Consider the following 13,315-nt stretch of genomic DNA (forward strand, 5'->3'; position numbering starts at 1 on the left):
AAGCGGCAAATCCGCCCGTACTGTCTTTTGCATGACACCCATCGACGCGGGCTCCGAGCTGGACCCGGTCCACCCGGTGCCGCTCCCCCAGCGGGCGAGGGGGCTCACCAGCGCCGAGGTGGCCGAGCGCGTCGCGCGCGGCGAGGTCAACGACATACCGGTCCGCAGCTCCCGCTCCGCCACCGAGATCATCCGCGCGAACGTCTTCACGCGCTTCAACGCGATCATCGGCGTCCTCTGGCTGATCATGCTGTTCGTCGCACCGTTCCAGGACAGCCTCTTCGGCTACGTCATCCTCGCGAACACCGGCATCGGCATCATCCAGGAGCTGCGCGCCAAGAAGACCCTCGACTCGCTCGCCGTCATCGGCGAGGCCAAACCGACGGTCCGGCGCGACGGGCGCGCCACCGAGATCTCCACCTCCGCCATCGTCCTCGGCGACCTGATCGAGATCGGGCCGGGCGACAAGATCGTCGTGGACGGCGTGTGCGCCGAGGCCGACGGGCTCGAGATCGACGAGTCCCTGCTCACCGGCGAGGCCGACCCCGTCGTCAAACACCGCGGCGACCAGGTCATGTCCGGCAGCTTCGTCGTCGCCGGCGGCGGGGCGTTCACCGCCACGAAGGTCGGCCGCGAGGCCTACGCCGCGCAGCTCGCCGAGGAGGCCAGCCGCTTCACCCTCGTCCAGTCCGAGCTGCGCACCGGCATCTCCACCATCCTCAAGTACGTCACCTGGATGATGATCCCGACCGCGATCGGCCTCGTCATCAGCCAGCTCGTGGTCAAGCAGAACGACTTCAAGGACTCCGTCGCGCGCACCGTCGGCGGCATCGTGCCGATGGTCCCCGAAGGGCTCGTCCTGCTCACCTCCGTCGCCTTCGCGATCGGCGTGATCCGCCTCGGCCGCAAGCAGTGCCTCGTCCAGGAACTCCCCGCCATCGAGGGCCTCGCCCGCGTCGACACCGTCTGCCTCGACAAGACGGGCACCCTCACCGAGGGCGGCATGGACGTCACCGAGCTGCGCCCGCTCGACGGAGACGAGGGCTACGTGCGCAAGGTCCTCGGCGCGCTCGGCGAGTCCGACCCGCGGCCCAACGCCTCGCTCCAGGCGATCATCGACGCCTACCCCGACAGCGAGGAGTGGCGCTGCACCGAGTCGCTGCCCTTCTCCTCCGCCCGCAAGTACAGCGGCGCCGCGTTCAGCGAGGGCGACGGCACCACCAGCGCGTGGCTGCTCGGCGCGCCCGACGTTCTCCTGCCGGCCGGGCACCCGGTGCTCGCCGAGACCGAGGAGCTCAACCACCAGGGCCTGCGTGTCCTGCTGCTCGCCCGCGCCCGCGGCGACCTCGACGACCCGGCGGTCAAGGAGGGCGCCGAGGCCGTCGCCCTGGTCGCCATGGAGCAGCGGCTGCGGCCCGACGCGGCCGACACGTTGCGGTACTTCGCCGACCAGGGCGTCCACGCGAAGGTCATCTCCGGGGACAACGCGGTGTCGGTGGGCGCCGTCGCCGGGAAGCTGGGCCTCGCGGGCGCCCAGGACACGGTCGACGCCCGCACGCTCCCCGACGACCAGGCCGGAATGGCCAAGGCCCTCGACGAGAACACGGTGTTCGGCCGCGTCACCCCGCAGCAGAAGCGCGACATGGTCGGTGCGCTCCAGTCCCATGGACACACGGTCGCGATGACGGGCGACGGAGTGAACGACGTGCTCGCTCTCAAGGACGCCGACATCGGCGTCTCCATGGGCTCGGGCTCGGAGGCGACCCGCGCCGTCGCGCAGATCGTGCTCCTCAACAACAGCTTCTCCACACTGCCGTCGGTCGTCGCCGAGGGCCGCCGCGTCATCGGGAACATCACGCGCGTCGCGTCCTTGTTCCTGGTCAAGACGGTCTACTCGGTGCTGCTCGCCGTCCTCGTGGTCTGCTTCCAGATCGAGTACCCGTTCCTGCCGCGGCACCTGACGCTGCTGTCGACGCTGACGATCGGCGTCCCCGCGTTCTTCCTGGCGCTCGCGCCCAACAAGGAGCGGGCCAGACCGCAGTTCGTGAGGCGGGTGATGCGGTACGCGATCCCGGGCGGCGTCGTCGCCGGGACCGCCACCTTCGTCACGTACGTGATCGCCCGGCACTACTACACGGGCTCCGGCGCGCTCGACGCCGAGACGAGTTCGGCGACGCTGACGCTGTTCCTCGTCTCGATGTGGGTCCTCGCCATCATCGCGCGGCCCTACACGTGGTGGCGGGTGTGCCTGGTGGCCGCGATGGGCGCGGCCTTCCTGCTCGTCCTCATGGTGCCGCGGCTCCAGGACTTCTTCGCGTTGAAGCTGGTGGGCGCGTCGATGCCGTGGACGGCGGTCGGCATCGCGGCGGTGGCGGCGGTCGCCCTGGAGTACGTATGGCGCTGGGTCGACCGCCGCTTTCCCGTCTAGGACTTCTACCGCACGTCGACGAAGTCACCCGTGGCCTTGACGGCCGGGGTGGTGGAGGTGCCGAGGAAGTTGTAGCGCCAGTAGCCGTCGTACGTGGCCGTGGACGTGGTCTTCAGCGAGCCGGTCGAAGACGACGTGACCGACTTCAGGTACGTCGTCGGGTACGTCGAGGAGCTCGTCTTGCGGAACTGCAGCTTCACCGACTGGCTGGTGTAGCCCGCGTACTTGTGGGTGTCCCAGTTCGCGCGGGTCAGGGCACCCGTGATGGTGAGCGTGCCGCCCTTCTTCACGGGCTCGGGGGACGCGTTGACGGTGAGCTTGGAGTAGCGCTGCAGGGCGTTGGACGACACGGCGTCCTGATACGCGGTGCCGATCTTGCTCGGGTCGCTGGGGCTGTCCGGGTCCTGGCCGTTGTACGCGACGGCGAACGCCTCGCCGGTCCATTTGGCTCCGGCGTCGACGTTGGTCAGCTCCTCCTGCGGGTTGATGTCGATGCTGCCCTTGCAGTTCGCGACAGTCGACGAGGCGGCCGTGCAGGTCGCCGGGGCGTCGCCGAACAGGGCGTTCCCTCCGTCGGTGCGGTAGAGGTCGACGCCCGGGACGAAGTCGTCGGCCGTCGGGTCCACGTCCGAGCCGTGGGTGAAGGTGAAGCTGTACGAGACGTGAACCGTGTTGGTGGTGCCGACAACGATGGCGGACTTACCGCTGTTCACCTTGATGTTCGAGAAGGTGGCGTCCATCACGTATGGGTCGCCGGCCTCGGTCGCGGTCAGCGAACGGGCCTGCGGAGCCGAGTGCCCCGCAGCCTTCTGGGCGACCTGGTGAGCCTGCGCCAGGCTCGGCTGGGCGGTGGCCTGCGCGGCCGGCACGGCGAAAGCGGCCAGGGCGAGAGAGCCGGTCACCGTCGCGGCGGCCATGGTGGCACGTATGCGCATGTGTTCCCCAAGTTGGAGAAGGGGTCCCGCGGTGCTGATGCCGTCACGCGGGACCCAAGTGATCTAGGAGCCTGTTGGCTCGCAAGATCAGACATGCGACTGGAGGGATCGGTTGTACGGGCGGTGAACTCTTGTGATCACCTTTACCTTTACTTGCCCGCCTCCGCCAGTGCCCCTGAAGCGGCCTCAGTCGAACCAGCGGTCGCGCGCCAACTCCGCCGTGCGTGAGGGATCTTCGAGCAGCGCCGCGACCTCGAAGCGGCGCGGCCACTGGCCCGCCGCCCACGCCAGGCCCGCCGCCACACCCTCCAGGGTCGAGGCGTGGACCGTGCCGTCGGACGTGCGCCGCCAGTCGACCTCCACCCCGGCGACGAACAGCTCCTCGTGCTCGACGTACGTCTGGGGGGTCGCCGGTCCGAGCAGGGTCCGTACGGACTCCGGCACCGGATGTTCGGCGCCCTCCTGGGTGACCTCCGCGTCCGCGGTCGCGCTCAGCCGCCGTACCTGGAACAGGTCCGCCAGGTCCGCGGCCCGTCCCGGACTCACCGGCAGCAGGGCCAGCCCCGCGGTCAGGGGCAGCAGGTCGGGCGCGTCCGCGACGACGGCGTCGGCCGCGTCCACGACCCTGACCTCACCGTCCACCACGGCCCGCAGCTCGTCGGGCAGGGTCACCTGCTCCGGGTCGAGGTCGGCCAGCGCCCCGTACAGGGCGTGGAGTTGGGCCGCGCTGACCTCGCGCTCCGGGTCGGCGAGCCGGTCGAGGAGCTCGGCCGCGCCGCCGGGCTCGTCGAGGAGCGCGGCGACCGAGGTGCGGACGCCGAGTGCGCGCAGCACCTGCTCGTCCTCGAACCCGGTCGCGTCCGCAGAGTCGTAGAGCCCGGCGAGCAGCGGGTCGCCGCCCGCGGCGCGCAGGCCGGCCGGCCGGCGGCCGTCGAGGACGGGGTGGTCGCGCAGCCACCAGGCTGTGTACGGGCGGACGATCTCGTGCGTGCCGTCGGGCAGCAGGATCCGTACGGGCTGGGTGAGGGCGTCGCGCAGCGGCGGGCGGGAGAGCAGGGCGAGTGCCTGGGGCCAGCGGTCGTCGTCGACGAGGTCCAGGTCGCGTACGGCGACGAGTTCGGTGGCGACGGGCGGCACGGGAGTGTCGGGCAGCCGGTCGAGTACGTCCTCGCACCACACGTCCACCGCGTCGAGCAGGCCCGCGTCGTCCGGCTCCGCGAAATCGCTGTCGCGCGGGTCGAGTTCGTCCGGGTCGAGAACCACGTCGGTGGCGCGGACCAGGGCGAACCCGGCGAGGACACCGCACGCGGCGAGTGGCTGTTCGCCCCACCGCTCGGCGAGGTCGCCGTCCACCATGGCGAGTTCGCCCTCGCGGACGACCTGCGCGAACGGGCTGCCGGGCAGCATGAGTTCACCGGCGGGCGCCAGCTCTCCCTCGTCGTCGGGCAGCGCGAGCGCGCCCAGCCACGGCTCGTCCCCGGGCTCCAGGTTCGCGTCCCGTACGAGGGTGAGGACCAGCTCGGCCAGCTCCTCCGCGCCGACCGGGCCGTCGTCGTCGAAGGACCAGGCGTCGTCGTCGAGCGAACCGGCGACGGCCGCCCGCACCTGAGGCGTCGTCAGGACGGCGCGCGGCGTCGCGGGCAGCGCGCCCAGCTTCTCGAGCAGCGGGTGCGCGGCGTCCACGTGGGCGACCTTGAGGCCGAGCCGGGCGAGCGTCTCACCCGGTGTCGCGTCCGGCATGGGCAGCAGCACCTGCCGCGGCCCGATCGTCGTACGCCCGCCGGCCAGCGGCACCGGGAGCCCGGTGAGCCGGTCCGGGTCGACGCCCGCGAGGGTGTCGTAAAGGCGCCGCCACCAGCCCGGCTCCTTCTCCAGACCGGCGAGCCGGTCGACCGCCTCCGTCAGCGGGACCCGGGCGACCTCCAGGGTCCGCAGCTCCACGCGGCGTTCGAGTCCGGCGGGCAGCAGGCACGGCAGGACCTCGGCGAGGACCCGCACGGTCTCGGCGCCGGCGCCCTCGACGACCTCGGCCTCGCGCGGCCGCAGTGTCTCGGGCAGGCCGTCGGCGTCGTCCTTCGTGCGCGGCAGCGCGGGCGGCAGGAACGCGGTGCGCGGCAGCCGGGCCAGGATCGCCCCGCGCAGGCTGCCGTCCAGCTCGCCCCGGCCGAGCGGGCCCGGCACCAGGCCGAGGACGGCGGTGCTCACCGGGCGCCATCCGGCGAGGAGTTCTGCGTAGGCGTCGGCGGCGCGCTCCACCAGGAAGTCGGTGAGCGGCCCGGGCGCGGCGTGCCGCCGGGTCGTGTCGAGGGGGAACGAGGCGATGAGCAGCGCGGGCACGCCGAGCGGCTCGTCGCTGGGGGTCGGCGCGTGGAGCACGGGCGCGCTGCGGGGCGGCTCGGGGGCGCCGTCCGCGTCCACGGGCACGGCCCAGGTCACGGACCAGTGCGGGCGCAGGCGCTCTTCGAGGGGCCGGTCGGCGAGGAGCGCGGCGTCGAGCGGGCCGTCGTGGACGAGGACACGCCAGCGGGTCGTGACGCTCTCGCGCCCGCCGGACGCGGCGTCCTCGCGCTCGTCGTCCACCGCCACGTACGGCCCGTCGGTCCTGCGGCGCAGGATGCGCGTACCCTGCCCGGTCTCCACGACGACCTCGTCGAGGCCGGGCAGGGCGAGCAGGAGCGTGTCGTCGATGGCGTCGATGAGCCGCGCCGCGAGCGCCTGTGCCGCGGCGTCACGCAGCGGCAGGATCACGACGGTCTCGTACGGGTCCGGGGCCGAGCCCTCCGCGGCGAACGGGAGCCTGAGCAGCGGCACATGGCCGTCGCGCCGGCGCAGTTCGTCTCCGAGGCCGGGGCTGTGCCGCGCCGTGTCGGCGGCGAGGCCGCGCGCCTCGGCGAGCGACCAGCGCACCCCGCCCGTGCGGCCGACGACCGCGGGCTCGTCGGTCACGGCGAGGACGGCGGCGAACCCGACGCCGAACCGGCCCACCGCGCCGTCGCCCTGCTCGCGCTTGGCGGAGGCCCGCAGCGTGGACAGCGACTCGACACCGGCGGCGTCCAGCGGCGCGCCGGTGTTCGCCGCGACGAGCACTCCGTCGCGCAGGGTCAGGGAGAAGCGGCCGGGGACACCTGCGCGGGCGGCCGCGTCGGCGGCGTTCTGGGCGAGCTCGACGACGAGACGGTCGCGGTAGCCGCCGAGGGCGAGGTCCTCCTCGGCGTTGGCGTCCTCACGGAAGCGGGCCGGGCTGCCGGCCCAGGCATCGAGAACCCCACGCCGCAGACGGGCCGTCCCGAACGGGTCCATCCCCTCCGCCGCCGGGCGCACGATCTTGCTCACGCTCACGGTGTGGTCTCCCTCTGACGTTCACCCAGGCCAACCCTGGCGACGCAGACGCTACCGCGCGGGCGGAAAGAGAACTGCGAGGGCTACGAGTGCCCCAGGTCCTCCGTGCCGTCCGGGGCGCTCGGGACCGAGCCCGAGTCCGCCGCGGGGCGCAGGGGGAACGGGTCCACCCGCGTCTCGTCGATCACCGGCGGGGCCGGGCGCGGGGGCTTGGGCATGACGGCCGCCTCGGAGTGGCCGCCGCAGCCGTACGACAGGGAGACGACCCGGCCGTCCGCCGGGGAGAACTCGTTGCCGCAGACGCCGAAGGCCTGGCCGAGCGAGCCGCCGATCGGGGCGAGGAATCCGCAGGACACGCAGGTGGCGGGCGCCGCCTGGGCCATCTGCGTCTTCGCCCCGTACGCCTCGTCCCAGCGGTCGGCCGCGACGTGGAGGCCGTACCGGGACAGGACCCGGGCGCGCCGCATGCCGAGCTCCTCGGCGACCGAAGCGATCGAGCCGCGCTCGGGCACGACGGTCAGTTCCGCGGGCGGTCCCACCGTCAGCTCGGCGTCCTCCGTGTCGGCGAGTTCGGCCATCTCCTCGGACACCGCGGAGTTCGGCGGCGGGGTGTCCTCACCCGAATAGCCGGGCTCCAGCCGAAGATCCTCCGCGTCGGTCGGGAGCAGGTCTCCGGGGCCCATGTCGCCGGGCCGCAGCCGCTCGCTCCACGGCACCCACTCGGGGGCGAGGAGCGCGTCGGGGCCGGGCAGCAGGACCGTCTCGTCGAGAGTGACGACCTTGGCGCGCGAGGCCCGCGCGACCGTCACAGCCCACCGCCAGCCGCGGTAGCCGAACTCCTTGCACTCGAAGAGATGCGTGACGACCCGGTCGCCCTCGACGACCACGTCGACGTGCTCGCCCACGACTCCTGGCGCGGCGGCCTCCTCGGCCGCGGTCCGCGCGAGGCCCACGGCCTCGGCGCACAGACGGTCAGGGGTGCGGCTTCGCGTTGTCGCTGCGCTCACAGGTATCGCTTCTCTCCTACGCCGTCTCACGAGTGCGCCACCCTTGCGCGGGGGTACGGACGGAGCGGACCAGGGGGCCGCGTCGACGTCCGCGCCCGAACGTCCTCGGGCGCACCTACGTCACCCATTCTGCGGGATGGCCGAGAGGCGCGCGGCCGAGCACAGCTGCCGCAGGCGCGTTACGCACGCTACCTTCTCCCGGCCCGTGCGCCCACACCGACGTACAAGTAGCTGTGTCCTGCACCACGCGGCGGCGCGGTTCCGGGGGGCCGCGGCGGCGACCCGCTGCCCCGATATCGACACTAGTCGCCACCTTCCGGGGGCACTATGGCTGAGTGACTTCCGCAAGGTCGTCCTCGCGCGCAGCAGGCGGATCGGGCCCGGTACGCAGGGCGGTCCGCGGGCTCGGGCGTGCCCTGCACCTGCCGTTCACCGGCACGGCGCGCGGGATCCGCAAAGCGACCCACGCGCACGGCGCGGGCGAGTCGGGTCTCGGGAAACTGATCGAACTGCACGCGGTGAACGGCGCCGGCGACGTCATGATCACCATCGCGCTCGCGTCCACGGTGTTCTTCTCGGTGCCGACGGACGAGGCGCGCGGGCGCGTCGCCCTGTACCTCGGCATCACGATGGCGCCCTTCACCGTCCTCGCGCCCGTCGTCGGGCCGCTCCTGGACCGGCTGCCGCACGGGCGGCGCGCCGCGATGGCCGCTTCGATGCTGGCGCGGGCACTGCTCGCGATCGTCCTGTCCGGGGCGGTGATCAGCGGCGGCGTGCAGCTGTACCCGGCGGCGCTGGGCGTCCTGGTGGCGTCCAAGGCGTACGGCGTGGTCCGCAGCGCCGTCGTGCCGCGCCTGCTGCCACCCCGCTTCTCCCTGGTCAAAGCGAATTCGCGGGTGACGCTCGGCGGGCTCCTCGCCACCGGTGTGGCCGCGCCGGTCGGCGCCGGGCTCCAGATGCTCGGGCCGCGCTGGCCGCTCTACGGCGCGTTCGTGATCTTCATCGCGGGCATGGCCCTGTGCTTCCAGCTGCCGCACAAGGTGGACTCCGCGAAGGGCGAGGGGAAGGCGCTCCTCGCGGCCGACGAGCAGCATCTGCACGGGCCGCACCGGGAGAGGGCGAAGCAGAAGCGCCCCGGTCTGCGCACGGTCGGCCCGGCCGTGACGCACGCGCTGTTCGTCAACGCCTCGCAGCGCTGCCTCTCCGGCTTCCTGATCTTCTTCCTGGCGTTCCTGCTGCGCGAGCACCCCATGTCGGGGCAGAGCGCCGCCGTGTCGCTCAGCATCGTCGGCGTCTCGGCGGGCGCGGGCAACGCCCTGGGCACGGCCGTCGGGGCATGGCTCAAATCACGGGCGCCGGAGATCATCATCGTGACGGTGGTGGCGGCGGTCCTGGGCGTGGCGATCACGGCCGCGCTGTTCTTCAGCGCCGCCCTCACGGCGTGCCTGGCGGCCGTCGCGGGGTTCGCGCAGGCCCTCTCCAAGCTGTCCCTGGACGCCCTGATCCAGCGCGACGTCCCCGAAGAGGTCCGCAACTCCGCGTTCGCCCGCTCCGAGACCCTCCTCCAGATGGCGTGGGTCCTCGGCGGCGCCATCGGCATCGCACTGCCCCTGAACGGAGCACTGGGCCTCGGCGTCGCCGCGGCCATCGTCGGAACGGGCTGGCTGACGACCGTACGGGGCCTGCTGGCCGCCGCGCGCCACGGTGGCCAGGCACGCAGCCGCGTGGCGTGAGGGGCGGCCGGGAGAGCGGGAGACGCACCCCGGATGGCGTGAGCATGCGGCACGCCGTACCCGCATGGCGAGTGTGTGCTGGCCGCCAGATAGCCTGCCCGCATGACCTCCCTGCGTTTCACCGTGCGCAACCGCCGCACCGTGGCAGCCGCCGGCGCCGTCGCTGCCGGGCTGCTCGTCCTCTCGGCCTGCGACAAGCCGACGCCGCTGGCGACCATCACGGTCGGCCGCTCCACGGTGACGTCGGAAGCCGCCTGCTACAACGACGGCAAGGCGCTGGACGCCTCCACGCTGAAGGACTGCCTCAAGGACAAGGACATCAAGTCCATCAAGGTGGACCCCGACGCCACGGTCCGCTTCGGCGTCGACCCGAAGATCGCGGACAAGGGCTGGACCCTGCTGATGAACGGTCAGGCGCTGACCGACTCCAGCCACAAGACCTACCGCACCGTCCCGGGCAGCGTGTTCTTCAACCAGCAGTACGGCGCCACGGGCAGCTCCACGACGGTCTCCATCGTCGAGGGCAGCGGCTCGAACGCGACCGGCCTGTGGTCGTTCAAGCTCAAGAAGGACGCCTGACGGAGCGTGGGCGGGTCCTGATCGCCACCGCCGTCCCCGCGGAGCGGGACGCGGTGGCCAGGGGCCTGTCCGGGGCGGGCGCCGCGCATCCTGCCGTCGATGTCGTCGCGGTGGGCGTCGGGCCCGCCGCCGCGGCGGCCGGTACCGCCACCGCCCTCGCCACCGCCGCCCTGTCGGGGCGGCCGTACCGCCTGGTCGTCTCCGCCGGGATCGGCGGCGGATTCCAGCCGGACGCGCCCATCGGCTCCGTCGTCGTCGCCGACGCGCTGACCGTCGCCGACCTGGGCGCCGAGACCTCCGACGGCTTCCTGCCCGTCACCGAGCTCGGTTTCGGCGCGGTCACGCACCTCCCGCCGCCCTCCCTCGTACGGGACGTCGCCGCGGCCACCGGCGCGCTCACTGGCACCGTCCTGACCGTCTCCACCGTGACCGGCACCGCGGCCCGCGCCGCCGAGCTGCTGGGCCGTCACCCCGGCGCCGCCGCCGAGGCGATGGAGGGCTTCGGGGTCGCCGAGGCGGCCGCCGCGCACGGCGTGCCCGTCCTGGAGATCCGCGCGGTCTCCAACGCCGTCGGACCCCGCGACCGCGCGGCCTGGCGCATCGGCGACGCGCTCGCTGCGCTCACCGAGGCGTTCGGGAAGTCCGCGCCCGTACTGGAGAGTTGGAACCGCACATGACGCACCCCGAAGATCTCAGGATCGCCTTCTCGCCCTGCCCGAACGACACGTTCGTCTTCGACGCGTGGGCCCACGGCCGCGTCCCCGGGGCGCCCGCCCTCGACGTGACCTTCGCCGACATCGACATCACGAACGGCGTCGCCGAGCGCCGCTCCCCCGAATTCGACGTGCTGAAGGTGTCGTACGCCGTCCTGCCGTACGTCCTCGACGACTACGCGCTGCTGCCCTGCGGAGGCGCGCTGGGCCGGGGCTGCGGCCCGCTCGTGCTCACGCGCGAGCCGGGCGTCGACCTGACCGGGAAGACGGTCGCCGTCCCCAGTGAGAAGTCGACGGCGTACCTGCTGTTCCGCCTCTGGACCGCGGACGCCGTGCCCGGCGGGGTCGGCGAGGTCGTCGTGATGCCGTTCGACGAGATCATGCCCGCCGTGCGGGACGGCAAGGTCGACGCCGGACTCGTCATCCACGAGGCCCGCTTCACGTACCAGGACTACGGCCTGCACTCCCTCGCCGACATGGGCGAGCACTGGGAGAACACGACCGGACTGCCCATCCCGCTCGGCGCGATCATCGCGAAGCGGAGCCTGGGCGAGGACCGGCTGCGCCGACTCGCCGAGACGGTCCGCACCTCGGTGCGCATGGCCTGGGACGACCCGGAGGCCTCGCGCCCCTACGTCCGGGAACACGCCCAGGAGATGGACCCGTCGGTGGCGGACCAGCACATCGGTCTGTACGTCAACGAGTTCACGGCCGACCTGGGCGAGAACGGCTACGCGGCGATCCGCGGCCTGCTCACGCGCGCGGCGGCCGAGGGAATCGTCCCCGCCCTCGGCCCGGACGCCCTCGCCTTCCCCTGACGGCAGAACAGAGGGGCCGAGGGGGTCGTGCCGCCCTCGGCCCTGGTGCGCTCGCCTTCCCCGACCGCAACGCCCGGACGGAGCCCGGCACAGCCGCCCGAAGCCCGCGAAGCACCGCGACAGCGGCAGAACAGAACCGCCGCGGCGATCCGCGGCCTGCTCACGCGCGCGGCGGCCGAGGGAATCGTCCCCGCCCTCGGCCCGGACGCCCTCGCCTTCCCCTGACGGCAGAACAGAGGGGCCGAGGGGATCGTGCCGCCCTCGGCCCTGGTGCGCTCGCGTTGTCGTAGAGGCGGTCAGACGTCCAGTTGGTCGGCCACCGCTCGCAGCAGGCCCGCGATCTTTGCGCCGGAGGCCTTGTCCGGGTAGCGGCCCTTTTCCAGCATCGGCGTGATGTTCTCGAGGACCGTCGTCAAGTCCTGGACGATCGATGCCAGTTCGTCCGGCTTGCGGCGCTGCGCCGCGGCCACGGACGGGGTCGGATCGAGGATGGTCACGGAGAGCGCCTGGTCGCCGCGCTGTCCCGCGACGACGCCGAACTCGACACGCTGGCCCGGCTTGAGAGCGTCCACGCCGGCCGGGAGTACGGAGGAATGCACGAAGACGTCGCCGCCGTCGTCGCGGGAGAGAAAGCCGAAGCCCTTCTCGCTGTTGAACCACTTGACCTTGCCGGTAGGCACGTGAAGTCCTCGTCCTCGTACTCGTCATGCCGTCTCGTGCGATGAAGAACGGCGCTGGAAACGGCTCTGGATAGCACTGCAGCGGGCCGCCCGACCCGCCGGCACCAGGCTAATGGCCCAGGAGCCCGTGACAAGACGGCCCGAGGAACCCGGATTGTTCCTTCGGGCTGGGAACTACCCTGGTCGGGTGCGTGACAAAACCCAAGCGAATTCCGCCGGACCCGGCGACGGCCTCGTCAAGGCCGGCGGCATCGTCTTCATCGTCGGAGCCGTGGCCACCCTGGCCACGATGGCCCCCCTGTTCCTCGGAACCGACCCGTTCCCGCCCATCGCCTACGCGGTGTGCATGCTGATGGGTGTCGGCTTCCTGATCTCCGCGGCCGGGGTGCTGCGCGGGATCGCCGTGCAGCGCCGTCAGGCCCGCTCGGCGACGTAGCGCTCCAGCCAGGCGGGGAACTCCGTCAGATCCGCGAGCACGACGTCCGCGCCGGCCTCGCGCAGCTCCGCCGCGTCGCACGGCCCCGTCGTGACCGCCACGGACAGCGCGTCGGCGGTGCGGGCGCCGCGCACGTCGCCGGTGTGGTCACCGACGTACACGGACGCGCCGTGCTCGCGCAGCGCCGTCGCCTTGCCCTCGGCCCACAGGTTGCCGATGACCTCGTCGGCGGCGATGTCCAGGTGTTCGAGGTGGAGCTTCGCGTTGGGCTCGTACTTCGCCGTGACGACGATCGCCCTGCCGCCCGCCGCGTGCACCGCGGCGACGGCCTCGTGCACGCCCGGCATCGCGTACGTCCCGGTGATGGCGTGCGCCGGGTAGAGCTCCCGGTACAGGTCGGCCATCTCCGGGATCCGCTCCTCGGGGAACCAGTACGCGAGTTCCTGCTCCAGCGGCGGGCCGAGTCGGGTCACGATGAGTTCGGCGTCGAGCTGCGCGCCCGTGCGGTCGGCGAGTTCCAGCCACGTGTCCCTGATCCCCGGCCGTGAGTCGATCAGCGTCATGTCCAGGTCGAAGCCGACCGTCGGTCCCGCGGCTGATCCGTTCGCGCTCTCGTATGCACCCATGAGGGCCATTGTGCCTGGGCG

11 protein-coding genes are annotated in these 13,315 nt (G+C 72.7%); 6 read left to right on the forward strand and 5 right to left on the reverse strand.

The window, feature by feature from the left end:
• Positions 1–31 precede the first annotated feature (31 nt).
• Positions 32–2,428, forward strand: coding sequence for an HAD-IC family P-type ATPase (locus tag ACFC96_RS07715; protein ID WP_376610813.1), 2,397 nt, complete (start codon positions 32–34; stop codon positions 2,426–2,428).
• Positions 2,429–2,433: 5 nt separating this feature from the next.
• Here the strand turns inward: ACFC96_RS07715 and ACFC96_RS07720 are convergent, their stop codons facing one another.
• The 3 genes from ACFC96_RS07720 to ACFC96_RS07730 form a co-directional block, all read right to left on the reverse strand.
• On the reverse strand, positions 2,434–3,363 hold the full coding sequence (locus ACFC96_RS07720) for a hypothetical protein (protein WP_376228036.1): 930 nt from the start codon (positions 3,361–3,363) through the stop codon (positions 2,434–2,436).
• Between the two features lie 186 nt (positions 3,364–3,549).
• Positions 3,550–6,696 carry a sacsin N-terminal ATP-binding-like domain-containing protein gene (locus ACFC96_RS07725; protein ID WP_376610974.1) on the reverse strand — a complete coding sequence of 1,049 codons (3,147 nt, stop codon included), beginning with the start codon at positions 6,694–6,696 and terminating at the stop codon, positions 3,550–3,552.
• 89 nt (positions 6,697–6,785) lie between these two features.
• Positions 6,786–7,709: a DUF3027 domain-containing protein gene (locus tag ACFC96_RS07730; protein ID WP_376610815.1), complete on the reverse strand. Its 924-nt coding sequence runs from the start codon at positions 7,707–7,709 to the stop codon at positions 6,786–6,788.
• A gap of 335 nt (positions 7,710–8,044) precedes the next feature.
• On the opposite strand from ACFC96_RS07730, the gene ACFC96_RS07735 reads away from it, so the two are divergent.
• The 4 genes from ACFC96_RS07735 to ACFC96_RS07750 all read left to right on the forward strand — a co-directional run bounded on the left by ACFC96_RS07735 (position 8,045) and on the right by ACFC96_RS07750 (position 11,552).
• Entirely contained in the window at positions 8,045–9,442 is a 1,398-nt protein-coding gene (locus tag ACFC96_RS07735) for an MFS transporter (protein ID WP_376260473.1), read from the forward strand.
• 102 nt (positions 9,443–9,544) lie between these two features.
• On the forward strand, positions 9,545–10,021 hold the full coding sequence (locus ACFC96_RS07740) for a DUF2771 domain-containing protein (protein ID WP_376260475.1): 477 nt from the start codon (positions 9,545–9,547) through the stop codon (positions 10,019–10,021).
• Positions 9,991–10,698, forward strand: coding sequence for a futalosine hydrolase (locus ACFC96_RS07745; protein ID WP_376260477.1), 708 nt, complete (start codon positions 9,991–9,993; stop codon positions 10,696–10,698). Before ACFC96_RS07740 ends, ACFC96_RS07745 begins: the two co-directional genes overlap by 31 nt.
• Entirely contained in the window at positions 10,695–11,552 is an 858-nt protein-coding gene (locus tag ACFC96_RS07750; RefSeq protein WP_376260479.1) for a 1,4-dihydroxy-6-naphthoate synthase, read from the forward strand. The genes ACFC96_RS07745 and ACFC96_RS07750 overlap by 4 nt, the downstream gene beginning before the upstream one ends.
• A gap of 296 nt (positions 11,553–11,848) precedes the next feature.
• Here ACFC96_RS07750 and ACFC96_RS07755 read toward each other — a convergent pair whose 3' ends face one another.
• Positions 11,849–12,232 (reverse strand): cold-shock protein, encoded by a 384-nt coding sequence (locus ACFC96_RS07755; RefSeq protein ID WP_376260481.1) that lies wholly within the window; start codon positions 12,230–12,232, stop codon positions 11,849–11,851.
• Between the two features lie 154 nt (positions 12,233–12,386).
• On the opposite strand from ACFC96_RS07755, the gene ACFC96_RS07760 reads away from it, so the two are divergent.
• Positions 12,387–12,668 (forward strand): hypothetical protein, encoded by a 282-nt coding sequence (locus ACFC96_RS07760; protein WP_376260483.1) that lies wholly within the window; start codon positions 12,387–12,389, stop codon positions 12,666–12,668.
• Here the strand turns inward: ACFC96_RS07760 and ACFC96_RS07765 are convergent.
• Entirely contained in the window at positions 12,647–13,294 is a 648-nt protein-coding gene (locus tag ACFC96_RS07765; RefSeq protein WP_376260485.1) for an HAD family hydrolase, read from the reverse strand. The two genes, ACFC96_RS07760 and ACFC96_RS07765, sit on opposite strands and share 22 nt — an antisense overlap.
• Positions 13,295–13,315: the final 21 nt, after the last annotated feature.

It is taken from the genome of Streptomyces sp. NPDC055955 (assembly GCF_042270245.1).
GTDB lineage: Bacteria > Actinomycetota > Actinomycetes > Streptomycetales > Streptomycetaceae > Streptomyces.